Genomic DNA, 23,532 nt, shown 5'->3' on the forward strand with positions numbered 1-23,532 from the left:
CTTGTCAGAGAGCATGCAATGACTCATTCTCTGGCAATGATCGTCAAAAATTTATTTGTGCGCGGCACTCTCCCTTTGTTCGCCCTTCTTTTGAGTGGCTGCGCAACACAAACAGATGCTCCTGCGTCTAATGCAGAGCCTGCGTGGCCATCACCCCAGCAGGCGGCAAATGGTACGTCCCCGGTTGATCCGGTTGCCAGTCGTCTGACAATTTGGCTGAAACTGGTGGGGCCGGAGCATGGAACAGCCCAGCAATATGCTGATTTTTTACAGACGCGGCCTGTCTGGCCCCGGTGGCAACTTTTAAAGCTGCGGATGCAGCAGGCTTTGGCCGCTGAAACAGATTCTGCTGTTCTGAACAAACTTTGCGCTGATCAGACGCTGACATACGGCCCAGCCCTTGCGCAGTGTTCATCTCTGGCAGCGGCTGCCAATCCTCGCCTTCTGTCGCGACTGGAAACAGAAGCTCGACAAGCATGGATGAACGGAAACGATGCCGCCTCGGCCAGCACTGTCATTGTAACAACTTTTCCGCACGCTATAACGCCCGAGGCCTCATGGTTGCGTTTTGAGCGTGAAGAAAAGGCAGGATTACTTTCTGCCGCACGACAAACAATTCCTTATTTGAGCGCACAGCGTCAGGCGCTTGCTCAAGCGCGCTTGGCGTTTCGGTCGGGTGATAGCGCTGCGGAAACTAAACTGGCCAGTTTAAGCGCAGCCGATTCTGCAGACCCGTGGCTCACGCTTAACCGCATGAAATGGTTAAGAAGCCAGCAACGCTTTGATGATGCACTGGCTTTGTGGAAAAGTGCGGGGTTTGAAGCGGAAGCTGCCACTCGCTCTCCAGCCTTTTGGCGTGAACGTGATGCTCTTGCCCGCGACTTCTTACAAAACAACCGTATAGATGACGCTTATCTGCTTGCATCTGACACTGTCGTCAGTGGAACCAATCACTTGGATGCCGCATTTTTGAGCGGCTGGATAAGTCTTCAAAAACAGAACAATCCGGCTAAGGCGGAGCCTTTTTTCAAACCACTGGCAGAGTCCCCTGCCCTCATTACTAAAAGCCGGGGTTATTACTGGCTTGGGCGTGCTCGACTGGCGGCGCATGATCAAGCTTCAGCACAGGCGGACTTTGGAAGGGCTGCATCGTATCCGGGTACATTTTATGGACAGATGGCGGCTGCAGAGTTGGCGGGAACCAATGATTTTTTACGTGACCCGTCAAAAATACCGGATGATGTGTCACACCGCCTGAAAACGGAACGTGATCCGAGCACAGATACGGCAGAGTCCGTGCGTCTTTCTGGTAGTGATTTGGCTCAGGCTGCCCAAATTCTTGTCTCATGGGGTGATCGCCCTCATGCTCGGGACTTTCTGGCTTTGCTTCAGCAGCAAATTATCACTCCAACTGACCGGCTGGCGCTTTCAAACTTGGCTTTGCGGTTAAATCTACCAGACATAGCGGTGGCAGTTGCGCGCCAAGAAGGAAGTAAGGGGATTTTCCTCCTGCGGTCTGGATGGCCTATGCCATATACTGCGCCAGACAACTCTTTGCCAAAGGGGTTGGTTTTAGGTCTGATGCGGCAGGAAAGCAGCTTCAACTCCGACGCTATTAGCTCATCAAACGCTATTGGCCTGATGCAGCTAAAGCCGTCTACTGCGGGCGATATGGTCCGGCAGGCAGGTGTGCCAAGTTCGGCGGCAACAGCTTCAGGGTTGCATGATCCTGACAATAATATGAGACTCGGGACCGCGTATCTAACGCACTTGCAGGATCGTTTTGGAAGTGTGGTTCCCTACTTGGCTGCCGCATATAATGGTGGCCCAACACGTTTGTCTCGATGGCTGACTTCTGCGGGTGACCCGGGCAGAAATGGTGGCTCTCAAAGTGATATGATTGATTGGATTGAGACTATTCCGTTCTCTGAAACGCGGAACTACGTGCAACGTGTCTGGGAGAATATGATCATCTATGCCGCATTAGGGCAAAAAATATGAACATAGCGAAATGCATTGCGACTTTTGGCGGCTGTGGGTTGTCACGGAAGGCTCCTGGTACCGTTGGGTCTCTGGCCGCATTGGTCGTTGCGCTGCCATTGCTCAAGAAGCCACGTATTTTAGCCACGAGTGCCTTAGTCGCCGGCGTAGTTGGTTTGTGGGCATCAAAAAAAGCAGGCGATGGTGAAGATCACAGTTGGATTGTGATTGATGAGGTTGCTGGAATGTGGATTAGCCTGCTGGCTTGCGCCCCCTTACCCACCGACGCAAGAGTAGGCCGGTGGGGAAAAATGAAATGGCCCCTTCTCGCATTCGGATTATTTCGGCTTTTTGACATTAAAAAGCCGGGCCCTGTCGGCGTCCTTGACCGTCGCCATGATGCAATCGGTATCATGGGAGATGATATTGTCGCTGGCGTTATGGCCGCAGGTTGCATCCAGTTTTTGAGAGCTGTCGGCAAAACAGTGAAATTACATAGAGGGTGAAATAATATGGTTAGGGTCGAAACGCTGTTGCTGCCCGATCAATCAGATCACCTGCTATCATTGTCAAAAAGAATAGTGGACAGCTTAAGGCGTAAGCAAATACGGCTGATTACCGCCGAAAGTTGCACGGGCGGGCTGGTAGCCGCGGCGCTGACGCACCATGCGGGTTCTTCTGACGTGACAGAGGGAGGGTTCGTCACCTACTCAAATGCCATGAAAAGTCGGGTTTTGGGGGTAAGTGCCGAAACATTGGCTTCTTTTGGTGCGGTTAGTCAGGAAACCGTTAGAGAAATGGCAGAAGGCGCGTTACGGCAGGCACCAGAGGCATCGGTCGCCATATCGGTTTCCGGTATAGCGGGGCCGGGTGGTGGTTCAGACAGAAAACCAGTTGGAACGGTTTGGTTTGCCACCGCTGTCAAAGGAAAAGAAACTTATGCAGAAATGCGTTTGTTTCCCGGTGACCGCACGGCTGTCAGGACATCAGCAGCGGAACACGCCCTTTTATTAGTACAAAAACGGTTGGAAACATAAAAAATGGGCTGCGTCTTCAAACTTACGCAGCCCATTTTTTAAGTGATATTATTTTGTCAAAAAGGCCGAGAAAACTGCTTACTGGCCAGATGTCGGTGCATTCGTTGGTTCAGTAGCTGACGGCATTGTCGGAGCTGCCGGAGCCGCTGGAACAGTAACGCCTGTGCCTTCAGCCGGGACAGGTGCCGTTACACCGGGAGTTGTTGCCAACGGTGCAGTCGTAGTGGGAGCTGCAGGGGCACCCGGTGCTGCCTGACCACTTTGGGCTGCAGCAAGGCTCTTGCTGTTCAGGTCGTCTGTTGATGCGCTGCCCTGATCTGCTTTTGTAGCGTTATGTGTATGGCCCGCTTTGTGTGCGTGATGTGATTCGGCGTAAACAGGGCCAGCAGCCAGTGTGACAGAGGCAAGTGCAACAACTGCGGCAGAAAGCGTCTTCATGACAGTAGTCCTTTGTTCCTGTTGTTGAACCCTTTAAAAAAGGATTCTGACAATTTTGAAATGTATCGAAGTTATGTTCGTTCAACAACAACGCAGAACGGAATGAAATGTAACCGGAAAGATGCAATTTTCTGTTAAGTGATGGAATGCTCTTCTGATGGCGTCTGCCCGATTTGGGGTGGTCCGTAGACGTCTTTAGCTCTGCGTAGAAAGGCGGAGACCATTAGCCGGACGGCTTCACCAAACACGACACCGATTGCAGCCTGAAGTATTTTGGACCGAAATTCGAAATCGACAAAAAACTCGACAAGACAGCCTTTTTCGTTGGGTGTGAATTTCCAGATATTTTTCAGATAACGAAAGGGCCCTCTTTCATACTGGACAGTGATAAAAGTCGGGCGGTCAAGCGTCACGCGAGAGGTAAAACTTTCACGAAAAGGCCCAAAACCTACCGTTAGATCAGCCACCAATTCGGTAGCTGTACGTGACCGCACCTTTGCAGCGACACACCACGGCAAAAATTCAGGGTAATGACCGACATCAGCAACCAGATCGAAAATCTGTTCAGGACGATACGCGAGAACACGCTTCTCTGCGTGTTTAGGCATTAGAGAGCCCCTTTCAGTCGGGCTGCGCGGGCCTCACGCAGTTCAGCGAAGTCAGCGTCTGCGTGGTAAGATGAGCGTGTAAGAGGACTGGAACTTACCTGCAAAAAACCTTTGACGCGGGCCATGGTGCCGTATTCCTCAAACTCAACAGGGGTCACAAAGCGCGCTACAGCGGCATGTTTTACCGTTGGCTGAAGATACTGTCCCATTGTGATAAAATCTACATCAGCAATCCGCAGATCATCCATGACCTGTGCCATCTCCATTTTTTCTTCCCCTAGTCCCAGCATCAGACCGGATTTGGTGAAAATGGACGGATCAAGCTGCTTAACCCGATCAAGCAATCGAAGGGACTGATAATATCGTGCGCCGGGGCGAATGGTGGGATAAAGGCGCGGCACAGTTTCAAGATTATGATTGAAGACATCAGGTTTAGCTTCAACAACAACTTCTAATGCTTTGTTTTTTCGTAAAAAATCAGGGGTTAAAATCTCAATTGTTGTTTCGGGTGATGTGGCACGAATGGCGCTAATAACGCGGGCAAAATGCATCGCCCCTCCATCAGCCAGATCATCACGATCAACCGATGTTATTACGACATGCCGCAGACCGAGCTTGGCGACAGCTTCCGCTACACGCTGTGGTTCGTCGTCATCCAAGGCATGAGGCAGGCCAGTGGTGACATTGCAGAATGAACAGGCGCGCGTGCAAATCTCGCCCATAATCATCATGGTGGCATGACGCTGGGACCAGCATTCCCCAATGTTGGGACAAGCTGCTTCCTCACAGACTGTTACCAGCCGATTATCCCGCATAAGCTTGCGGGTCTCATGATAAATCGGATGGGATGGCGCTTTGACGCGGATCCATTCTGGTTTGCGGGCAATCGGATTGTCCGGCCGGTGCGCTTTCTCCGGGTGGCGGCTTTTGCTCGCCCCACCTTTTCGATGATCAATCAACACGCGTGTAGACATGATAATACCCGCTAACACTTAATCTGGTGATCAGAACTGGAATGCTCTTGTCTGCTCGTCAAGGCAGGATTCATCACAGTCCATATATCATGTCATCACAGCCACGAGATCATATGGCGTGTGATGACTAGTCGCTTCTAAAAGTGCAGAGCACCACCATATGCTGCCAGAACGGCTTCATGCATGGATTCAGAAATAGTCGGATGCGGGAAGATTGTTTCAGCAAGTTCGGCTTCAGTCAGTTCACCCGACCGCGCAATAACGTAACCTTGAATCATTTCGGTTACTTCTGCGCCAATCATATGAGCACCCAGCAATTCCCCAGTTTTTTCATCAAACACGGTTTTGATGAATCCTTCGGTTTCGCCCATGGCAAGGGCTTTCCCATTTGCAATCAAGGGGAATTTGCCAACACGCACCGTGTAGCCAGATTCCTTTGCTTTCGCTTCTGTATATCCAACCGAGGCGATTTGCGGACGACAGTAAGTGCAGCCGGGAATTTTTGTAATATCAATAGGATGCACAGTTTTGCCAGCAATAGCTTCTACGCACATAACAGCTTCATGGCTTGCTTTATGGGCTAACCAAGGAGCCCCAGCCAAATCGCCAATGGCATAGACACCAGGTTCACCAGTGCGACAGAGTGCGTCAGTAACCACGTGCGTCCGGTCAACTTTTATCTTGGTACCTTCAAGGCCAAGATTTTCGACATTGCCGACAATGCCAACCGCAGAGATAACACGATCAACGGTGAATGTTTGCGTTTTTCCGTTTACCTCTACCGGAACGGTTACTGAAGTCTCTGTTTTCTTAAGCTCACCAATTTTGGCATTCGTCAGAATTTTTATGCCTTGCTTTTCAAAGGCTTTCTGAGCCGCTGCACTGATTTCCTCGTCTTCAACAGGCAGTATGCGTGGGGCAACTTCCACTAATGTGACGTCTGCCCCCATATTCCTGTAGAAAGAGGCGAATTCCGTACCAATCGCGCCTGAACCAATGACCAGCAATTTGTTGGGCATGGCGTCTGGTACCAACGCTTCACGATAAGACCAGACCAGTTTTCCATCTGGCTCCAACCCCGGAATTGCTCGCGCACGGGCTCCAGTGGCCAGAATTACGTGTTTTGCTGTCAGCGTTATGGCTTCTTTTTTGTCTTTAGAAACCAGAGTTTTCCGTTTCCCGCCGGCTGCTACGCCATCCAGTTTTCCATAGCCGTCGAAAACAGGCACTTTAGCTTTCTTCAGAAGATGGGCGACCCCTGAAGAAAGCTGTTTTGAAACGGCACGAGAGCGAGCGACTACCTTGCCAAAATCGTAACTGACATTGTCAGCTTTGAAACCATAAGGCTCCAGATCGTGCAGAAGGTGATTGATTTCTGAAGCGCGAAGCAGGGCCTTGGTTGGAATACATCCCCAGTTTAGGCAAATACCACCCAAATGCTGGGCTTCGACCACCCCTACGGAAAGCCCCAGTTGCGATGCCCTTAGAGCAGCCACGTATCCGCCTGGGCCACCGCCGATAACAAGAATGTCAAAATCTGTCTGGCTCATGAATGTTCCTCCCTCAAATAACCAATGTCAGAGGGGATTCCACCACTGACCGGAACGCAGAAAGCCATTCAGCAGCAACAGATCCGTCCACAACACGATGATCAACCGAGAGCGTAACGGTCATTACCGTTGCAACAGCCAGTTCATTCCCTTTTACAACAGGCTGTTTACATCCTGCCGCAATAGCCAGAATGGCGGCCTGAGGTGGGTTGATAATGGCCGAGAAGTCTTTGACGCCATACATTCCCATATTGGAGATGGAGAACGTGCCGCCCTGAAACTCTTCCGGTTTCAACTTCCCTGCCCGCGCCCTCTTGACCAGATCCTTGGTCTCTTGGCTGATTTGGCGAAGACTTTTTTTGTCGGCCTGGCGAACAATCGGTGTAATCAGCCCGTCTGGTATCGAAACAGCAATCGAAATATCAACGTCGTCGTGCAGGATCATAGCCTCTTCAGTGAACGAGGCATTCACTGTGGGGATACGCTTCAACGCAACGGCTGCAGCCTTAACCAACATGTCGTTCACGGAGAGCTTGAAGGCCTCAGGCCCCTCTTCCGGGGAGGTTGCGTTTAGCTGAGAACGCAACGCCATTAGTGCATCAAGCTCAATGTCAACGGAAACGTAGAAGTGCGGAATGGTGCTTTTTGCTTCCGTCAGGCGGCGGGCAATAACCTTCCGCATTGTGCTGTGCGGCACCACTTGGCTGCCACCAGAGGGGGACGCTATGGTTGCGGAAGATGGTGCAGAAGCTACTTTTTGAGGTTTCCCGTTAGCGTTCTCTACATCCTTGCGTACAATACGCCCGTTAGGGCCAGAACCTGTAATCTGGGAGAGATCAAGGCCTTTCTGCTTCGCAATGCGCTTCGCCAGCGGAGATGCAAACACTTTATTCTGGGGCTTGTTCGCTGGCTTAGTCGGTTCTGCAGCTTGCGGCTTTGCAGATAGTACAGGCGAAGCCTCTGCACTCTGGGCCGCAGGTTGTGGCGGTTTTGCAGACGGAATATCCAATGTATCCGGAACGGACTCACCTTCTGCTACCAGTATCGCTATCGGTGTGTTTACCGCGACGCCTTGGGTTCCTTCGGGAATAAGGATACGGCCCAGAATACCCTCGTCTACGGCTTCGACTTCCATTGTGGCTTTGTCGGTTTCAATTTCAGCTAGAACATCACCGCTTGAAACTGCATCACCTTCTCTTTTTAGCCAACGTGCAAGCGCCCCTTCCGTCATAGTCGGGGAAAGTGCTGGCATTAGAACTTCAATCGCCATGATATTTTCCTCAGACCAACGCTTTGACAGCATCAACAATATGCTGGGGCTGCGGCAGGGCCAGTTTTTCCAGATTGGCGGCGAACGGCATTGGTACGTCTTCGCCAGCAATACGCACAGGTGGCGCGTCCAACCAGTCAAAGGCATGTTCAATAACCTGCATAGCGACTTCTGCCCCTATGCCGGCATAAGGCCAGCCTTCCTCAACCGTTACCAAACGGCTTGTTTTCTTGACGCTTTCAACAATTGTTGCGGTATCAAGAGGGCGTAGGGTGCGTAGGTTGATGACTTCTGCCTGGATACCTTGTTCTGCAAGCTGCTCAGCTGCCTGAAGTGCAGTGCCAACCATAATCGAGAATGAAACGATTGTTACGTCTGTGCCAGAGCGTTCGATCTTTGCCTTCCCAATGGGGAGTATGAAATCTTCGTCTGTTGGGCATTCGAATTTACGCCCATAAAGAATTTCATTTTCCAGAAAAATCACAGGGTTAGGGTCACGAATTGCGGCGCGAAGAAGGCCCTTGGCGTCTGCTGCAGACCATGGAGCAATGACTTTCAGGCCCGGAACATGGGCATACCAGCTGCCGTAACACTGCGAATGCTGTGCACCAACGCGGGCTGCCGCGCCGTTTGGTCCGCGGAATACGATGGGGCACCCCATCTGACCGCCAGACATATATAATGTTTTTGCCGCAGAATTTATTATATGATCAATGGCTTGCATAGAAAAGTTCATGGTCATGAACTCAACAATGGGTTTCAAGCCTGTGAGAGCCGCGCCAACTGCCATGCCGGTAAAACCGTGTTCGGTAATCGGCATATCAATGACACGATTTTCACCAAATTCTGCAAGAAGGCCCTGAGAAATTTTATAAGCGCCCTGATATTGGGCTACTTCTTCACCAATCAGAAACACATCCGGATCACGGCGTAACTCGGCAGCCATCGCCTGATTAAGCGCTTCACGGACGGTAATTTCAGACGTTTCGCCCCACTCTTTTTCAGGTTCAGACGAAACGCCTGTCACTAAAGGAGATGGGCGAACGTCTTTAGCCGAGGAGGTCTCTGCTGTTGTTTCAGAGTGCGAGATATTTTTGGCAACATCCGATTGTGCTGGTGCGACAGCATCAGGCACGTCTTCACCCTCGGCAACCAGAATAGCGATGGGGGTGTTGACTGCAACACCTTGGGCACCCTCTGCAACGAGCACTTTGCCGAGAATGCCTTCGTCTACAGCTTCGACTTCCATTGTGGCTTTATCGGTTTCGATTTCAGCCAGAACGTCTCCGCTGGAGATGGTATCGCCTTCTTTTTTTAGCCAACGTGCCAGAGTGCCTTCCGTCATGGTGGGGGAAAGGGCTGGCATTAAAACTTCAATAGCCATGATCCATTAAGCCTCTAGCAGAACGTCTGTATAAAGTTCGGCAGGATCAGGCTCTGGGCTTGTCTGCGCGAATTCGGCACTATCATTAACGACAGCCTTCACATCATTTTCGATGGATCGCAGGCTGGCTTCATCTACCCCGGAATCAAGCAGAATTTGTTTTACGTGCTCAATCGGGTCACGGGTTTTTCTTACGGCGTCCACTTCTTCACGCTTACGGTATTTCGCCGGGTCAGACATGGAGTGGCCACGGTAACGGTAAGTCATCATTTCAAGCAGATAAGGCCCCTTTCCTGCCCGACAATGGGCTACGGCTTCTTCTGCTGCTTCATGGACTGCGGCAATATCCATGCCATCCACCCTGCGACCAGGGACGCCCCAAGGTTCCCCATTGCGCCACAATTCATGGGAGGCTGAGGCACGCTCAATACTGGTGCCCATGCCGTAAAGGTTGTTCTCGATCACAAAAATGCAGGGCAATTTGTGCAGGGCCGCAAGGTTGAAGCTTTCGTAAACCTGTCCCTGATTGGCTGCACCGTCACCGAAGTAAGCGATGGAAACTTCGTCAGTGCCGCGATATTTATTGGCAAAAGCAAGGCCAATTCCTAAGGCTACCTGCGCACCAACAATTCCGTGGCCACCATAAAAATTCTTTTCACGGGAGAACATGTGCATGGAGCCGCCTTTCCCGTGGGAATAGCCGGTTGCACGTCCCGTGAGTTCAGCCATCACACCCCGGGCTGTCATGCCCGCGGCCAGCATCTGGCCGTGGTCGCGGTAGGAGGTAATGATTTTATCACCATCCTTAAGAGCCATCTGAATGCCGACCACAACGGCTTCCTGACCGATATAAAGATGGCAAAAGCCGCCAATCAGACCCATGCCGTAAAGCTGGCCTGCCTTTTCTTCAAACCGGCGAATAAGCACCATGTCCTGGTATGCTTGGAGGAACTGTTCACGGGTCAATGACGGCCCGTTACTGCCGGTTGTCTGAGCGTTGTTTGTACCCGCCTCCATGGGCTGTTCCTTTTATATCCTGAGTGTCTCAATGAAGGCCCGCATTGAGATCGTGAGCACAGTGTCACGATAATGCTGGCGGCTTATCAGCTATGCATTAATTTCGCGTGATCTGTTTGCCTACTGGGCGTCATAGTCTCCAGACTGCCCGCCGCTTTTGTGCAGTAGGCGGATTTCACAAATACGCATCCCCCGGTCAACGGCTTTGCACATGTCATACAATGTCAAAGCGGCGGCAGAGACTGCGGTCAACGCTTCCATCTCTACGCCAGTTGTCCCTGTTGTAACAACAGTAGCCGTGATCTCAATCGTGTCATCTGTGGGTTTGAGATCAACTTTGACACTGCTTAGTGCCAGCGGATGGCAGAGTGGAATAATATCTGATGTCTTTTTAGCAGCCATAATTGCGGCGATACGGGCCGTTGCCAGTACATCGCCTTTAGACGCTTCCCCCGAAACAATCATTTCCAGAGTTTCTGGGCGCATAGCCACAAAGCCGGTTGCCACGGCTTTACGTCTGGTAGCCTGTTTGTCAGAGACATCTACCATTCTGGCCTGCCCCGCCTCATCCAGATGGGTCAGGGTGGGAACGGCCGTCACCTCAAGAAAACCCGAGAAGAGCGCGAGCAGCCTTGCCGGGGTCAGGTTGGCGCAGAAGCGATTCGCCGACCAGAAAACCAGTGGCCCCAATTTCTGCCAGTTTCATGACGTCATCATGTGTTTTGATGCCGCTTTCAGAAACGATAATCCGATCAGGCGGTACCAATGGGGCTAGTTGTCTTGTTGTCTCAATATCAGTCTTTAACGTCTTGAGATTACGGTTATTTATCCCAATCAGGAACGTATCAAGGGCAAGCGCACGGTTAAGCTCTTCTTCATCATGAACTTCGACCAGCACATCCATATCCAGCCCTTTTGCGTGATCAACCAGCGCCAGAGCCTCTTCATCCTGCAAAACGCTCATAATCAGCAAAATGCAATCAGCACCTAAGATACGGCTTTCATAAACCTGCCAAGGGTCAAGAATGAAATCTTTGCGCAATACAGGCAGCGAGCAGGCTGCGCGTGCAATCTGCAAGTCTTCGTTTTGACCATGAAAGCAGGAGCTTTCTGTCAAGACAGATAAACAGGCCGCGCCCGCTTGCTCATAGCTGGCTGCTATTTTTGCGGGATCATAATCTTCACGCAAAATCCCGGCAGAAGGTGACGCCTTCTTTATTTCAGCAATCAGTCCGATACTGCGGTCTGCTGCCTTTTCCTTTAAAGCCCGGCTGAAGCCCCGAGGCGCATCTTTGCATTCCTGAGCTTTTGCTGTGATGTCCTTAAGCGGGAGCAAAGTAGAACGATGCTCGACCTCAACTCTTGTGCGTGCGCAGATGCGGGACAGAACGTCTGGCAGTTCCTCGGCATGGATGCAGGCATCAACGTCTGAAGTGCAAGAGGTGGACGGAGTGGATACTTCGTTCATGATCATCCTGTCATGTTTTCGGCATGCGTATCAGAAGATAATTTACGCAGATCATTGAGCACAGCCAGTGCTGTACCATCGTCAAGCGGGCGACTGACTTCGGCAATGCAGTTTTTTAACGCATGTGTGTCAATTTCTGTGCCCCGCACAATCGTCTTGCGCCCGGCGACATGCAGAGCACAAGCGGCATTAAGCAGCACTGTATCACGATAAGGCCCCGGCTCGCCATGAAGAAGAGCTTCAAGCGCCTGAGCGTTGAAAGAGGCGTCTCCCCCTTTGATGGCTGAAATAGGAGCGCTTTTCAGGCCTGCCATTTCTGCTTCAAGGATTAAGGCTTTGCGCGCGCCATTTTCAAGAGCTTCAATGCGGGTCGGCCCAGCCAGAGTAACTTCATCAATACCCTGCCCGCCAATTATGGGCAGGCCGCAGACAGCCCAGACACACTCAGATCCCAGTTTCGCCAAAACATCCACCATTGGCGCAAGCCAAGCAGGAGAGAACACACCAACCAACTGGCGTTTAACCCCAGCGGGATTCACCATAGGGCCGATCAGGTTAAAAAGCGTACGGATACCCAGCGCTTTTCTTACAGGAGCCGCGTGGCGCATGGCGGGGTGATGATGCGGTGCTGCCATGAAAACAAGGTTATGCGTTTTTAGCTGCTGTGAAAGTCTTGCTGGGTCACTGAAGAGTGGCACACCTAATGCAGACAAAACATCTGACGCACCTGCTTGCGATGAAACAGCCCGGTTACCATGCTTTGCGACTGGAATGCCAAGACCGGCAAGTACAAACGCCACCGCGGTAGAAACATTCAGCGTACCGTATTTATCGCCACCAGTGCCACAAACATCAATGGTATCAATTGGCGCTAAAGGGACTGGCAGCATGCGGCTGCGTAGCGCAATGACGGCACCTAAAAGTTCCTCAGTGCTTTCTCCGCGCACACGAAGCGCCATCAGAAAGGCAGCAATCAGTTCAGGGGGAATGCTGCCATCGACAATCGCTCCGAAGGCTTCTTCCGCTTCAGATGCTGTCAGTTTCTGACTATCGCTAAGTTTATGCAGAACAGCAGAGAAAAAGCTGGCCTGTTCACTTTTCGACGATAACTCTTTTTCTGACATCGATCAGGCAGCAGCTTTTTTCGCAGCCCATGTCCGAGACTGGGTTAGAAAATTGCGTATCAATTCATGCCCATATTCAGATGCGATGCTTTCCGGGTGGAATTGAACACCTGAGATTGGATAGTGCTTATGCCGGACACCCATGATGATACCATCTTCTGTCCATGCTGTAACATCTAGCACATCTGGAATACTTGACGGTTCAAGCGTCAGGCTATGGTAGCGGGTCGCGTTAAAAGGGCTTGGGATCCCGGAAAAAACGTCCGTATTATTATGGAACACGGGACTGATTTTACCATGCATAGGCATTGGTGCCCTGACAACGTCTGCACCAAAAACCTGCCCAATGGCCTGATGGCCCAGACAAACCCCGAATATAGGAATTTCACCGGCTGCTTTAGCAATCAGGTCGCAACAGACACCCGCTTCATTCGGAGAGCAGGGGCCGGGAGAAAGTACAATAGCATCCGGTTTAAGCGCTATAGCCTCTTGCGCTGTGAGGGCGTCATTCCGGCGGACGTCACAGACCTCGCCCAACTCGCCCAGATAATGCACGAGGTTGAACGTAAAGCTGTCATAATTGTCGATCAAAAGGATCATGATGATATGATGACCTTATGCTGCCTTCGGGTCAAATGCTGTAATAGGAAATATCACTTTTCCCCCTGCATGGCGTAATGAACGGCTTCCTCGGCCGCTCTGAAGACGGCGCGGGCTTTTTGCTGTGTTTCCGCATATTCGGCTTCAGGCACACTATCTGCCACAACGCCACATCCGGCCTGAACGTGCATCATGCCATCTTTGACAACGGCCATGCGTAAGCCGATGCAGGTATCCATGTCTCCGCCAGCCCCGAAATAACCAATACAACCGGCGTATGTTGCCCGTCTTGTACGCTCAACTTCGTCAATAATTTCCATAGCCCGGATTTTTGGAGCTCCCGTAAGGGTTCCGGCAGGAAACGCAGCAATCAGGGTGTCCAGCGCTTCCAGATCTGGTCGCACCATTCCTTCCACATTTGAGGAAATGTGCATGACGTGGCTAAACCGCTCAATGACAAAGCGTTCCGTCACCTGTACAGACCCCGGCTGGCAGACGCGGCCAACGTCATTGCGGCCCAGATCAATCAGCATCAGATGTTCTGCCAGTTCTTTTTGATCTGCCAGTAGTTCTTGCTCAAGACGTAAATCGTCTTCTGCGTCTTTTCCGCGTGGGCGTGTACCTGCCAATGGTCGAACCGTCATTTTTCCGTCACGGAGACGGACTAGAATTTCGGGTGAAGATCCGACCAGAGAAAAATCACCGAAATCGAGGTGGAACAGGAATGGCGCAGGGTTGATACGGCGCAAAGCACGATAGAGAGCGAGGGATGGCAGTGTGAATTTGGACGAAAAACGCTGGCTGGGCACAACCTGAAAGGCATCTCCGGCGGCGATATAGTCCTGAATTTTTTCGACTGCCGCGCAGAATTCAGGCTTGGTAAATGTCGAAGTTGGAGCCTGAAATGGCTCAGTCACGTTAGGGCGGGATACCGCGGCAGGAAGTGCACCATTGAGACATTCTCTGGCGCGAGCAAGGAGAGCTTGGGCTTCGTCCCATGCATTCCCTGCGTTCTGTTTAGCGTTAGGGCGGATTGGCGCGGCCAGAATCAGTTCGTCGCTTACCGTGTCGAAGACGGCAAACAGACGGGGCCGCATAAGAATGGCTTCTGGTAGCTCAAGGTCATCTTTTGGAGCATGGGGAAGCCGCTCCATCTGACGGACCATATCATACCCCAGATACCCGAAAAGACCGGCAATCATGGGCGGAAGCCCATCCGGAAGATCAAGCTTGGTGTCGCGGATCAGGGAGCGCAGGTTATCAAGGGCAGGCTCAGAAATAGTCTCTGCGCTGTGGGTAATATCTTCTGGCGCTGTGTTCAGCGTGACTGTGCCAGCATGGCAGATCCAGACCAAGTCGGGCTTGAGCGCAATAACAGAATAACGCCCACGGGAAACACCACCCTCTACACTCTCCAGCAGCAGTGTATGTCGACCGTTGTTTCCGTCAAAATTTGCCAGTTTCAGGTAAGCCGATACAGGCGTGAGTATATCAGCGGGCTCAATTGAGAAAACAACAGAGCCGTGCCCTTCGCTCCACAGGGCTTCACAGTCTTGACGGGATGGTGACGCAGCTAGTCTTGCTTGAATGCTCATTGGGCAGTGTTCCCGTCAAACCCTAGTGAAGAAAGGGTTGCTGTAACTGCGCGCTCGTTGATTGTGGGGGGCGTGCGTTTGGCCAAGGCATCGACATAGGAGGCTACCAGATCATCGCCTTCGGATTGAGAAAGAGCATCTTTCACGCGTTGAAATGCCACTGGGTCAGCTTGCGGGTCAGGTGTGAAGACCTTGGTAACAGTCGCCACAAAAAAGCTGTTGCCATCTTCGCTCATGATAGACTGGCCTGCTTTCATCTGCGGCAAATAGCTCATTAACTCAGTGGGAATGGACGCATTCGGCACGGAGCGAGAGAAAGATAGTCCCTTTGAAACTGGTGCGCCCCCCGCAACATTAGCAATCCCCCCTTTTTCACGGGCTGCCGTATAAAGCTGCGTCGCATGCTCGTCAGCAGCATGCTTCCGGGCCTCTGTCTGCCAAGCGGTAAGCACGTCGGCGTGAGCTTGCTCGAAGGAGCGCGGTGATTCTGGTGTGATGGCATCGACCTGGACAGCGTACCAGCTATTATCCGGCCCCTCTAACAGATTGGGTTGATTGCCTTTTTGCACGGAGAAAATTTTCTGGATAATCGCTTCACGCAGTTTTCCAGACGCTGGAAGTGGTGCTGGTTCTTTGTCTTGCGTGTAACCTTGTGCATCCAGAGTGCCAGCGGCTGCGGCAGCCCCAATATCCGTTGGGATAGAATCAAGACCACTCCCCGCAATGGCATCCTGCAAGCGGCGGCTGCGCTCGCTGACAACTGAGGGGGCCTTTGCTTTGCGGTACTGCTCCAGAATGTCCAGTTTTGCGACATCGAAAGGTGTGTCTTTGGGTGGAATAATTTTATTCACACGAAAGACGACCCAGCCTCCTTCGGTTTTTAAGGGCCCCTGAATCTGAGTAAGCGGTGCTGCGAAAATCGCTTTGCTAAGAATTTCCGACGGAATGGTAGAGGGGCGTGCGCCCGGCATATCAACAGCGGCACCGCCTTTTGATGCAGATTGCACCGCGTCCCAATCTGCCCCTTTTGTCCATTTATCAGCAACGGCGCGCGCCTCTGCCTCGGTTGCCATTGTAACAACCTGCACGTCGCGTGTTTCGGGAACGTGGTAGCGTGAACTTTCTTCGTCATAGACGCGCTTCAGGTCTTTATCGTCGACCATAATGGTATCAGCCACAGTGGTCGGAGAAAGGACAACGACGCGTGCATGACGAAATTCGGGAGAGCGAAACAGCCAAGGGTGGTTGGCATAAAACCGATGTAGTGTTGCGTCATCCGGTGTGGCAGGTGTCTGCTGGTCAACAAATGGAATACGCAGCAGATCAACCACGCGTGTCTGCAGACCGAAAGCAGAAAGCCGTGTAGCCATGGTGGTTGACGCACTGGCACCTTGAGCAACGGGCTGAAGAAGCGTGCGCGTTGTCAGGTCATCACGAATAAGATTGAGAAAACGCTGCTCGTTCATATCGCGTTCGCGCAGGCGTGCGTTGAAGACATTTCGATCAAACTGACCGTTAGCCCCTTTGAAATATGGAAGGGAAAATACTTCATCACGCACAGCAGAATCAGGCACATTTACATTCAAACGGCGCGCCGCTTCCATCAATTCAGCCTGCCCGATCAGGCGCTGAAGGATCTGATAGGCAACCTGTCTGCGCATTGCGGGCGGAATTTGTGACGCGTCAGAGACGCCCATCTGTTTGGTAATGGCTGGCATTTCTGATTGAAGCGCCTGAGCGAGATCAGATGAACTGATACGGCGCTGCCCAACCTTGGCAACAATGTCTGTTTCCGTACCCATGTAGCCCATGACATCCCCAACGCCCCACCCAATAAAAGCAAGGAAAATGGCGATAGCGGCCACGCGGCCAAGCCAGGATTCAACAAAGACACGACGCAGATAGGAAATCATGAAGCCAGGGATCCATAGGAGGCAGAACATCGCGCCGCAAAGTGCGCACGAACGCGGCACCATAAGCGTCCCGTTCGTTCTTGACCAGTCTGAGGATTAAAGCTTCAGGCGTGAAAGGTATGAGTCATATCTTGCCCCCAAGGGGGTGGGTATGGTTAAGCCTGTTGACATCAGCCGGATGGCGAAAAGCTGGCCAGCCTGAACAACAGGATGAAGGAAGCAGACATGAGCAGACAGATTATCGTCGGCAACTGGAAGATGAACGGCACAAGTCGTGATTCGCTGGCGCTTGTGCAGGCTCTTGTGGCGGGTGTTCCCGCCTCGGCGGCAGATGTCGTTGTGTGTCCGCCTTTTACGCAACTTGCCTTGTTGACGGATACGCTGAAGCCTTCAACCATCGCTCTTGGTGCACAGGACTGCCATAAAGACAGCGCTGGGGCGCATACAGGCGATATTTCCGCACCTATGCTGACTGACCTTGGCGTTTCTTACGTGGTTCTTGGCCATTCCGAACGGCGTCAGGAACACGGGGAGTTGGATGAAACCGTTCGAGAAAAAACGGTAGCCGCGATAAAAGCTGGGCTGACCCCGATTGTCTGTATTGGTGAAACTGAAGATCAACGCGAAAGCGGAGATCATTTCGATATCTTGGGGTGGCAGATCAAAGGATCACTGCCTGATGGTTTTGCCGGTATTCTTGCCTATGAACCGATTTGGGCCATTGGCACAGGTCGTGCCGCCACAACTGAAGAAATAGCAGAAACCATGACGTTCTTGCGTGAAGAACTGGTGCGTCAGTTTGGCGAGGCTGGAAAAAATATCAAAATTCTGTATGGTGGTTCCGTTAATGACAAGAACGCGGCTTCCATTCTTTCCATTACGGATGTAGCAGGGGCGCTTGTTGGGGGCGCAAGCCTGAAAGCAGAAGCGTTTCTATCCATTATCAGTGCGGCCTCGGCTGCCTGATTTCAGCATATTATCTGGAACACAACATGACCACAGCCCTGCTGATTCTGCATTTTTGCGTAACCATTGCTTTGATTGGCACTGTGCTTATCCAGCGTAGTGAAGGCGGTGGTCTGGGCATTGGAAACAGTCAGGGCATGGGTGCTTTCATGTCCGGCCGCGGAACGGCAAACCTGCTTACGCGTACCACTGCGGTTCTTGCCGGGCTTTTCATGCTTCTGTCTCTTGTCCTTGCTGTTCTTAATCGTGGTGCCGTGACTGGTGACGGGCATGACATTCTGGCGCAGCCGCCTGCCCCGACAGTGACAGCGCCAGCCCCGCCTCCAGCACCAGCGGCTTCTGCTCCGGCCCAGCCCGCTCCGCAGCCAGCTGCACCATCCAAGCCATAAAATGAATGATACTCTCTCCATTCCCGAAAGGATTGGAGGGAGAGCCTGCCCCTGCTCCTCCGGGCTTTTTAAAAGCTGCGGAGGATTTCGTGTGTCCATCTTTACCCACCCGGTCTTGTCCGTGTAGGAAGTCTGCCCATGACTCGTTTTGTATTTATCACCGGCGGTGTAGTGTCCTCTCTTGGGAAGGGTATCGCCTCAGCTGCTCTTGCTGCCCTCTTACAGGCGCGGGGCTACAAAGTTCGTCTCCGCAAGCTGGATCCGTATCTGAACGTTGATCCTGGCACGATGAGCCCCTACCAGCATGGTGAGGTTTTTGTCACGGATGACGGAGCGGAAACAGATCTTGACCTTGGGCATTATGAGCGCTTCACCGGTGTAAATGCCACCAAGGAAGACAATACAACCACGGGTAAAATCTATTCAGATGTGATCGCGCGTGAGCGGCGTGGTGACTATCTGGGCGGAACTGTACAGGTCATCCCACATATTACGGATGCCATTAAAGATATTGTGGTCGCCAACACGGATGATGTTGATTTCGTTCTGGTCGAGATTGGCGGTACTGTAGGCGATATTGAAAGCCTGCCTTTCCTTGAAGCCATTCGCCAGTTACGCAATGACCTTGGGCCAGCCAAGACAATGGTTGTGCACCTTACCCTGCTGCCGTGGATCCCATCTGCGGGTGAGTTGAAAACCAAGCCGACGCAGCACTCCGTTAAAGAACTTCAGAACGTTGGTATTCAGCCGCAAATTCTGCTGTGCCGCTGTGATCGCGCCATTCCCGATACAGAGCGCCGTAAAATTGCGAATTTCTGTAACGTGCGCCCAGAGGCTGTTATTGCAGCACGGGATGTGGACACCATTTACTCCTGCCCCCTCGCCTATCATGCGGAAGGAATGGATAACGAGGTCCTGCGGTATTTTGGTCTGCCTTTTGAATCTGAACCAGATCTGTCGGGCTGGAACAAAATTGTTGATGCTATTCGCCATCCAGATGGGGAAGTGCGGATTGCAGTGGTCGGCAAATACACAGCGCTACTGGATAGCTATAAATCTCTGAATGAAGCACTTCTGCATGGGGGCATTGCCCATCGCGTCAAGGTGACGCTAGATTGGGTTGAAGCCGAAGCTCTTGAAAAATCAGAAGCGGCACTTGATCGTCTTGCTGGGGCACATGGTATTCTGGTTCCAGGCGGGTTTGGTGAGCGTGGTTCTGAAGGCAAGATTGCTGCGATCCGGTATGCGCGTGAAAACGGCATTCCGTTTCTAGGGATCTGCTTCGGGATGCAAATGGCGGTGATTGAGTGTGCCCGTAATCTGGCCGATTTGCCGGATGCGTCTTCAACCGAATTTGGATTTACGAAGGAGCCGCTGGTTGGTCTGATGACGGAATGGGCGCGTGGTAACGAGCGTCTGCGTCGCAGTGAAAGTGGCGAACTTGGTGGCACCATGCGTCTTGGGTCTTATCCGGCCAGTCTGGTAGACGGTTCACGAGCCGCTGCAATTTACAATGCGACTTCCATCCGTGAGCGTCACCGTCACCGGTACGAAGTTAACATTCACTATCGTGAAAAGCTTGAAGGAGCAGGTCTGAAATTCTCCGGCCTGTCACCGGATGGTATTTTGCCAGAAGTTGTAGAATATCCAAATCATCCCTGGTTTGTGGCGGTTCAGTATCATCCGGAACTCAAGTCCCGCCCATTTGCGCCGCATCCGCTGTTTTCAGGCTTTGTGGGTGCAGCCCTTGAGAAAGCACGTCTTGTATGACTGTTAATGCTCATACCTTCCCACTGAAGACACTGACTATTGGCAACGATCAGCCATTTGTGCTGATCGCGGGGCCTTGTCAGATTGAATCTGCTGCTCATGCTATGGAAACAGCGGTAGCCCTGAAAGAGATCTGTCAGAATGCAGGTGTGGGGCTGATTTATAAAAGCTCCTACGACAAGGCCAACCGCACCAGTTTGTCCAGTGCACGTGGGGTGGGCATGGCACATGGTCTGGCTATTCTGGCCGACATCCGGGAAAAGCTCGACTTGCCCGTGCTAACCGATGTCCATTCTGCAGGCCAATGTGCTCCCGTGGCGGAAGCCGTTGATGTCTTGCAGATACCAGCGTTTCTCTGCCGGCAGACAGATTTACTTCTGGCTGCAGGAGAAACGGGCGCTGTCGTGAACGTCAAAAAAGGACAATTTCTGGCGCCGTGGGATATGCAGCATGTTGCTGCTAAAATTGCGTCCACCGGAAATCGGAAAATCATGCTGTGCGAGCGTGGGACCAGCTTTGGCTACAACACGCTGGTTAATGACATGCGTGGCCTGCCAATTATGGCGCAGACGGGTTATCCTGTCGTTTACGATGCAACACATTCCGTCCAGCAGCCGGGTGGCTTAGGAGGCTCGTCTGGCGGGCAGCGAGAGTTTGCTCCTATTCTGTCCCGTGCGGCATTGGCTGTTGGTGTGGCTTCTCTTTTCATTGAAACCCATCAAGACCCAGACAGCGCCCCAAGCGATGGGCCCAATATGCTGCCTATAAAAGCCCTTCCTGCACTTCTGGAGCAGTTTCGTCAGATTGATGCGCTTATCAAAGCCTAATCAGGCTGTAAGAAGATATCGTTTATTAAAAAAGGAGACTTTTAGCCTCCTTTTTTAATGTTCTATCAAGAATGTCGCGTCCGTCGTTATTTAGACATCCAGGTTCGCAACTTTCAGAGCATTCCCGACAATAAAGTCACGACGCGGCTCAACTACATCGCCCATTAGTGTGGTAAACACCTGTCCCGCTTCTTCCGCATCGCCAACTTTTACCTGCAAGAGGGTGCGCATTGCAGGGTCGAGAGTCGTTTCCCAAAGCTGGGCATCATTCATTTCGCCCAGACCTTTAAAGCGGTTGATGGCAAGCCCGCGCCGGCCTTGGGTCAACAGACGTGTATAAAGTTCGGATGGACCGGCAAGCGTTGTTTCCGTCGTTTCGTAACGAAGAACCACGCCCTTACTGAAGTCGTTCTGGAGTTTTTCAAGCTGGCTTGTCAGCCAGCGGGCATCATTACCGGACAAAGCCGCTGGTTCAATGCGATAGACTTCACCAACACCGCGGACATTCCGCGCAAGTTCCAGCCCATCTTCGCTGGCAACGGCTTTCCAGCCCCGTTCTGTTTCCGCAGATGCCTGATCCAGCCGTTTCTGAAGGTCTGGTACCAAGCTTTGAAGAAGCGGCAGATCAGAAGTTAAAGCCCCAGCTAGCGCTGCCTGCTCCACAACCCATTTGGGAACCTTGTTTGAAAGACGTCCAATAGACTGTGCTGCCTGTCTGATGAACGGTAGATCAGCTTCCAGATCTTCCGATGTAACCTGATGCCCGTCGCTGTAGACGAAGGTTGCGTTACTTAAGGCTTTATCAAGAAGATACTGTTCAAGTGCCGCATCATCTTTCAAATAACGCTCTTCATTCCCACGCTTGGCGCGGTAAAGCGGCGGCTGTGCAATGTAGAGATAACCGTTTTCAATGAGTTCCGGCATCTGACGGAAGAAAAACGTCAGAAGCAACGTGCGGATATGAGAGCCATCCACGTCAGCGTCAGTCATGATGACAATACGATGATAGCGCAGTTTCTGGAGCGAAAAGCCGCCTTGGTCGGCTTCTCCGCGGCCAATGCCAGTGCCAAGCGCTGTAATCAAGGTGCCGATTTCGGCAGATCCAAGCATACGGTCAAAGCGAGCGCGTTCGACGTTCAAAATCTTACCTTTAAGCGGCAAAATTGCCTGGAAACGTCTGTCCCTACCCTGCTTGGCTGTGCCTCCTGCCGAATCACCCTCAACGATAAAGATTTCAGCTTTGCTCGGATCACGTTCCTGACAATCTGCCAGTTTGCCCGGCAAAGAGGAAATATCCAGAACCCCTTTACGACGTGTCAGTTCTCGTGCCTTGCGAGCAGCTTCGCGAGCAGACGCTGCATCCAACACCTTGGAGACAACAATTTTTGCTTCTTTAGGATGCGTTTCAAACCAGTGGCCAATCATGTCGGCTGCAGCCGCATGCACCACAGGCTGAACTTCGGAAGAAACAAGCTTGTCTTTAGTCTGGGACGAGAATTTCGGGTCTGGAACTTTAACTGATAGAACGGCCGTCAGCCCTTCGCGCATGTCTTCGCCGACAAGGGATTGGGCATCTTTCTTGGCAATGCTTTCTGCATATTTACCAACAATACGGGTCAGAGCCTGCCGAAACCCTGCCAGATGAGCCCCACCATCACGCTGTGGGATATTGTTAGTGAAACAAAGCATCGTTTCGTGGAAGCTGTCGTTCCAAGTGAGTGCAAACTCAACCTTGATGCCGTTATCCTCATTTTCAAGACTACCTGTAATAGGTGGCGTCACCAGAGGAGTACGGGCACGATCCAGCCATTGAACAAAGGCTTCCAAACCGCCTTCATAATAGAATGTTTCTTCACGTTTTTCGTCTGAACGATGATCGCGCAAAACGATTTTCATCCCTGAATTCAGGAATGCGAGTTCGCGCAGACGACGCTCTAAAATTGTAAAATCAAAGTCGGTTTTGGGGAAAGTCTGATTGCTTGGTTTGAAGGTGACCTGCGTACCACGCTCATGATCAGAGGGGCCGACAACTTCCAGAGGCGCGTCTCGTTCACCATGCTGAAAACGAATGACGTGCTCGATACCACCGCGCCAAATACGCACTTCCATTTTTTCAGAAAGTGCGTTGACCACAGCCGCGCCAACGCCATGCAGACCGCCAGAAACCTTATAGGAATTCTGGTTGAATTTACCGCCTGCATGCAGCTTTGTCAGAACAACTTCTGCGGCACTGATCCCTTCTTCAGGGTGCATATCTGTCGGAATACCGCGCCCGTTGTCGCGCACCGTAACGCTACCATCGGCATTCAGGGTAACGACGCATTCAGATGCAAAACCGGCCTGAGCTTCATCAACAGCGTTATCAATAATTTCAAAGGCCATATGATGCAGGCCTGAGCCATCATCTGTATCGCCAATATACATACCAGGACGTTTTCTGACGGCATCAAGCCCCTTCAGAACGGAGATGGATGCGGCATCATATTCTTCTTCCATACCGGTCGATGGCGTGGGCTGAGAAACGTCAGTCATAAGAGATAGGTACTCCGGTGAAGAAAGAATAGAACCTGTTTGAATTGTTATACTCCGGCCATTCAGCCGAAGCCAGATTGGAAGAAAGCT

At 51.9% G+C, this 23,532-nt stretch carries 21 protein-coding genes; 7 read left to right on the forward strand and 14 right to left on the reverse strand.

Annotated features, from left to right (window positions below; translation table 11 throughout):
• Window positions 1-36: 36 nt before the first annotated feature.
• Genes Abin_RS11040 through Abin_RS11050 form a run of 3 tightly spaced genes read left to right on the forward strand, consistent with a single transcriptional unit; the run spans window position 37 to window position 3,017 of the window.
• Entirely contained in the window at window positions 37-2,001 is a 1,965-nt protein-coding gene (locus Abin_RS11040) for a lytic transglycosylase domain-containing protein (protein WP_048847086.1), read from the forward strand.
• A complete protein-coding gene (locus tag Abin_RS11045) occupies window positions 1,998-2,486 on the forward strand; it encodes a phosphatidylglycerophosphatase A family protein (RefSeq protein ID WP_048846845.1) in 489 nt (162 codons plus the stop codon). Before Abin_RS11040 ends, Abin_RS11045 begins: the two co-directional genes overlap by 4 nt.
• A gap of 6 nt (window positions 2,487-2,492) precedes the next feature.
• On the forward strand, window positions 2,493-3,017 hold the full coding sequence (locus Abin_RS11050) for a CinA family protein (protein ID WP_048846847.1): 525 nt from the start codon (window positions 2,493-2,495) through the stop codon (window positions 3,015-3,017).
• Window positions 3,018-3,095: 78 nt separating this feature from the next.
• Here Abin_RS11050 and Abin_RS11055 read toward each other — a convergent pair whose 3' ends face one another.
• The 13 genes from Abin_RS11055 to Abin_RS11115 form a co-directional block, all read right to left on the reverse strand.
• Window positions 3,096-3,455 carry a hypothetical protein gene (locus Abin_RS11055; RefSeq protein WP_052948214.1) on the reverse strand — a complete coding sequence of 120 codons (360 nt, stop codon included), beginning with the start codon at window positions 3,453-3,455 and terminating at the stop codon, window positions 3,096-3,098.
• Window positions 3,456-3,589: 134 nt separating this feature from the next.
• Window positions 3,590-4,063, reverse strand: a complete 474-nt coding sequence (locus Abin_RS11060; RefSeq protein WP_048846849.1) for a type II toxin-antitoxin system RatA family toxin — start codon at window positions 4,061-4,063, stop codon at window positions 3,590-3,592.
• A complete protein-coding gene (gene lipA / locus Abin_RS11065) occupies window positions 4,063-5,037 on the reverse strand; it encodes a lipoyl synthase (protein WP_048847090.1) in 975 nt (324 codons plus the stop codon). The genes Abin_RS11060 and lipA overlap by 1 nt, the downstream gene beginning before the upstream one ends.
• A gap of 137 nt (window positions 5,038-5,174) precedes the next feature.
• Complete coding sequence (gene lpdA / locus Abin_RS11070; RefSeq protein WP_048846851.1) at window positions 5,175-6,587, reverse strand: dihydrolipoyl dehydrogenase; 1,413 nt, start codon at window positions 6,585-6,587, stop codon at window positions 5,175-5,177.
• A 13-nt stretch (window positions 6,588-6,600) separates the two neighbouring features.
• Window positions 6,601-7,857: a pyruvate dehydrogenase complex dihydrolipoamide acetyltransferase gene (locus Abin_RS11075; protein WP_048847092.1), complete on the reverse strand. Its 1,257-nt coding sequence runs from the start codon at window positions 7,855-7,857 to the stop codon at window positions 6,601-6,603.
• A gap of 10 nt (window positions 7,858-7,867) precedes the next feature.
• On the reverse strand, window positions 7,868-9,241 hold the full coding sequence (locus Abin_RS11080; protein WP_048846853.1) for a pyruvate dehydrogenase complex E1 component subunit beta: 1,374 nt from the start codon (window positions 9,239-9,241) through the stop codon (window positions 7,868-7,870).
• 6 nt (window positions 9,242-9,247) lie between these two features.
• A complete protein-coding gene (pdhA, locus tag Abin_RS11085; RefSeq protein WP_048846854.1) occupies window positions 9,248-10,258 on the reverse strand; it encodes a pyruvate dehydrogenase (acetyl-transferring) E1 component subunit alpha in 1,011 nt (336 codons plus the stop codon).
• A 120-nt stretch (window positions 10,259-10,378) separates the two neighbouring features.
• Window positions 10,379-10,858, reverse strand: a complete 480-nt coding sequence (moaC, locus tag Abin_RS11090) for a cyclic pyranopterin monophosphate synthase MoaC (protein ID WP_255319270.1) — start codon at window positions 10,856-10,858, stop codon at window positions 10,379-10,381.
• Window position 10,859: 1 nt separating this feature from the next.
• The gene (gene trpC, locus Abin_RS11095) at window positions 10,860-11,726 is read right to left on the reverse strand and encodes an indole-3-glycerol phosphate synthase TrpC (RefSeq protein ID WP_048846856.1); all 867 of its coding nucleotides are present in this window, start codon (window positions 11,724-11,726) and stop codon (window positions 10,860-10,862) included.
• Window positions 11,727-11,728: 2 nt separating this feature from the next.
• Entirely contained in the window at window positions 11,729-12,850 is a 1,122-nt protein-coding gene (gene trpD, locus Abin_RS11100) for an anthranilate phosphoribosyltransferase (RefSeq protein WP_048846859.1), read from the reverse strand.
• 3 nt (window positions 12,851-12,853) lie between these two features.
• Window positions 12,854-13,450: an anthranilate synthase component II gene (locus Abin_RS11105; RefSeq protein ID WP_048846861.1), complete on the reverse strand. Its 597-nt coding sequence runs from the start codon at window positions 13,448-13,450 to the stop codon at window positions 12,854-12,856.
• Window positions 13,451-13,503: 53 nt separating this feature from the next.
• The gene (gene trpE / locus Abin_RS11110) at window positions 13,504-15,045 is read right to left on the reverse strand and encodes an anthranilate synthase component I (RefSeq protein WP_048846862.1); all 1,542 of its coding nucleotides are present in this window, start codon (window positions 15,043-15,045) and stop codon (window positions 13,504-13,506) included.
• Window positions 15,042-16,958, reverse strand: coding sequence for a peptidyl-prolyl cis-trans isomerase (locus Abin_RS11115; protein WP_048846865.1), 1,917 nt, complete (start codon window positions 16,956-16,958; stop codon window positions 15,042-15,044). Before Abin_RS11115 ends, trpE begins: the two co-directional genes overlap by 4 nt.
• A 225-nt stretch (window positions 16,959-17,183) precedes the next feature.
• On the opposite strand from Abin_RS11115, the gene tpiA reads away from it, so the two are divergent.
• The 4 genes from tpiA (at window position 17,184) to kdsA (ending at window position 20,910) form a co-directional block, all read left to right on the forward strand.
• The gene (gene tpiA, locus Abin_RS11120; protein ID WP_048846867.1) at window positions 17,184-17,924 is read left to right on the forward strand and encodes a triose-phosphate isomerase; all 741 of its coding nucleotides are present in this window, start codon (window positions 17,184-17,186) and stop codon (window positions 17,922-17,924) included.
• Window positions 17,925-17,950: 26 nt separating this feature from the next.
• Window positions 17,951-18,313, forward strand: coding sequence for a preprotein translocase subunit SecG (secG, locus tag Abin_RS11125; protein WP_048846869.1), 363 nt, complete (start codon window positions 17,951-17,953; stop codon window positions 18,311-18,313).
• A gap of 138 nt (window positions 18,314-18,451) precedes the next feature.
• Window positions 18,452-20,083: a CTP synthase gene (locus tag Abin_RS11130; protein WP_048846871.1), complete on the forward strand. Its 1,632-nt coding sequence runs from the start codon at window positions 18,452-18,454 to the stop codon at window positions 20,081-20,083.
• Window positions 20,080-20,910 carry a 3-deoxy-8-phosphooctulonate synthase gene (gene kdsA, locus Abin_RS11135; RefSeq protein ID WP_048846873.1) on the forward strand — a complete coding sequence of 277 codons (831 nt, stop codon included), beginning with the start codon at window positions 20,080-20,082 and terminating at the stop codon, window positions 20,908-20,910. The genes Abin_RS11130 and kdsA overlap by 4 nt, the downstream gene beginning before the upstream one ends.
• Before the next feature lie 90 nt (window positions 20,911-21,000).
• Here kdsA and gyrB read toward each other — a convergent pair whose 3' ends face one another.
• On the reverse strand, window positions 21,001-23,442 hold the full coding sequence (gyrB, locus tag Abin_RS11140; RefSeq protein ID WP_048846874.1) for a DNA topoisomerase (ATP-hydrolyzing) subunit B: 2,442 nt from the start codon (window positions 23,440-23,442) through the stop codon (window positions 21,001-21,003).
• Window positions 23,443-23,532 lie beyond the last annotated feature (90 nt).

This window comes from Acetobacter indonesiensis, assembly GCF_000963945.1.
GTDB lineage: Bacteria > Pseudomonadota > Alphaproteobacteria > Acetobacterales > Acetobacteraceae > Acetobacter > Acetobacter indonesiensis.

What these genes read in the sequence shown, in the direction of transcription:
- gyrB (WP_048846874.1), bottom strand. Translation starts at nt 23,442, where the DNA reads ATGACTGACGTTTCTCAGCCCACGCCATCGACCGGTATGGAAGAAGAA.
- Abin_RS11080 (WP_048846853.1), bottom strand. Translation starts at nt 9,241, where the DNA reads ATGGCTATTGAAGTTTTAATGCCAGCCCTTTCCCCCACCATGACGGAA.
- lipA (WP_048847090.1), bottom strand. Translation starts at nt 5,037, where the DNA reads ATGTCTACACGCGTGTTGATTGATCATCGAAAAGGTGGGGCGAGCAAA.
- Abin_RS11055 (WP_052948214.1), bottom strand. Translation starts at nt 3,455, where the DNA reads ATGAAGACGCTTTCTGCCGCAGTTGTTGCACTTGCCTCTGTCACACTG.
- Abin_RS11050 (WP_048846847.1), top strand. Translation starts at nt 2,493, where the DNA reads ATGGTTAGGGTCGAAACGCTGTTGCTGCCCGATCAATCAGATCACCTG.
- Abin_RS11075 (WP_048847092.1), bottom strand. Translation starts at nt 7,857, where the DNA reads ATGGCGATTGAAGTTCTAATGCCAGCACTTTCCCCGACTATGACGGAA.
- Abin_RS11045 (WP_048846845.1), top strand. Translation starts at nt 1,998, where the DNA reads ATGAACATAGCGAAATGCATTGCGACTTTTGGCGGCTGTGGGTTGTCA.
- Abin_RS11060 (WP_048846849.1), bottom strand. Translation starts at nt 4,063, where the DNA reads ATGCCTAAACACGCAGAGAAGCGTGTTCTCGCGTATCGTCCTGAACAG.
- tpiA (WP_048846867.1), top strand. Translation starts at nt 17,184, where the DNA reads ATGAGCAGACAGATTATCGTCGGCAACTGGAAGATGAACGGCACAAGT.
- Abin_RS11040 (WP_048847086.1), top strand. Translation starts at nt 37, where the DNA reads ATGATCGTCAAAAATTTATTTGTGCGCGGCACTCTCCCTTTGTTCGCC.
- trpE (WP_048846862.1), bottom strand. Translation starts at nt 15,045, where the DNA reads ATGAGCATTCAAGCAAGACTAGCTGCGTCACCATCCCGTCAAGACTGT.
- pdhA (WP_048846854.1), bottom strand. Translation starts at nt 10,258, where the DNA reads ATGGAGGCGGGTACAAACAACGCTCAGACAACCGGCAGTAACGGGCCG.
- trpD (WP_048846859.1), bottom strand. Translation starts at nt 12,850, where the DNA reads ATGTCAGAAAAAGAGTTATCGTCGAAAAGTGAACAGGCCAGCTTTTTC.
- Abin_RS11105 (WP_048846861.1), bottom strand. Translation starts at nt 13,450, where the DNA reads ATGATCCTTTTGATCGACAATTATGACAGCTTTACGTTCAACCTCGTG.
- Abin_RS11115 (WP_048846865.1), bottom strand. Translation starts at nt 16,958, where the DNA reads ATGATTTCCTATCTGCGTCGTGTCTTTGTTGAATCCTGGCTTGGCCGC.
- trpC (WP_048846856.1), bottom strand. Translation starts at nt 11,726, where the DNA reads ATGAACGAAGTATCCACTCCGTCCACCTCTTGCACTTCAGACGTTGAT.
- Abin_RS11130 (WP_048846871.1), top strand. Translation starts at nt 18,452, where the DNA reads ATGACTCGTTTTGTATTTATCACCGGCGGTGTAGTGTCCTCTCTTGGG.
- lpdA (WP_048846851.1), bottom strand. Translation starts at nt 6,587, where the DNA reads ATGAGCCAGACAGATTTTGACATTCTTGTTATCGGCGGTGGCCCAGGC.
- kdsA (WP_048846873.1), top strand. Translation starts at nt 20,080, where the DNA reads ATGACTGTTAATGCTCATACCTTCCCACTGAAGACACTGACTATTGGC.
- secG (WP_048846869.1), top strand. Translation starts at nt 17,951, where the DNA reads ATGACCACAGCCCTGCTGATTCTGCATTTTTGCGTAACCATTGCTTTG.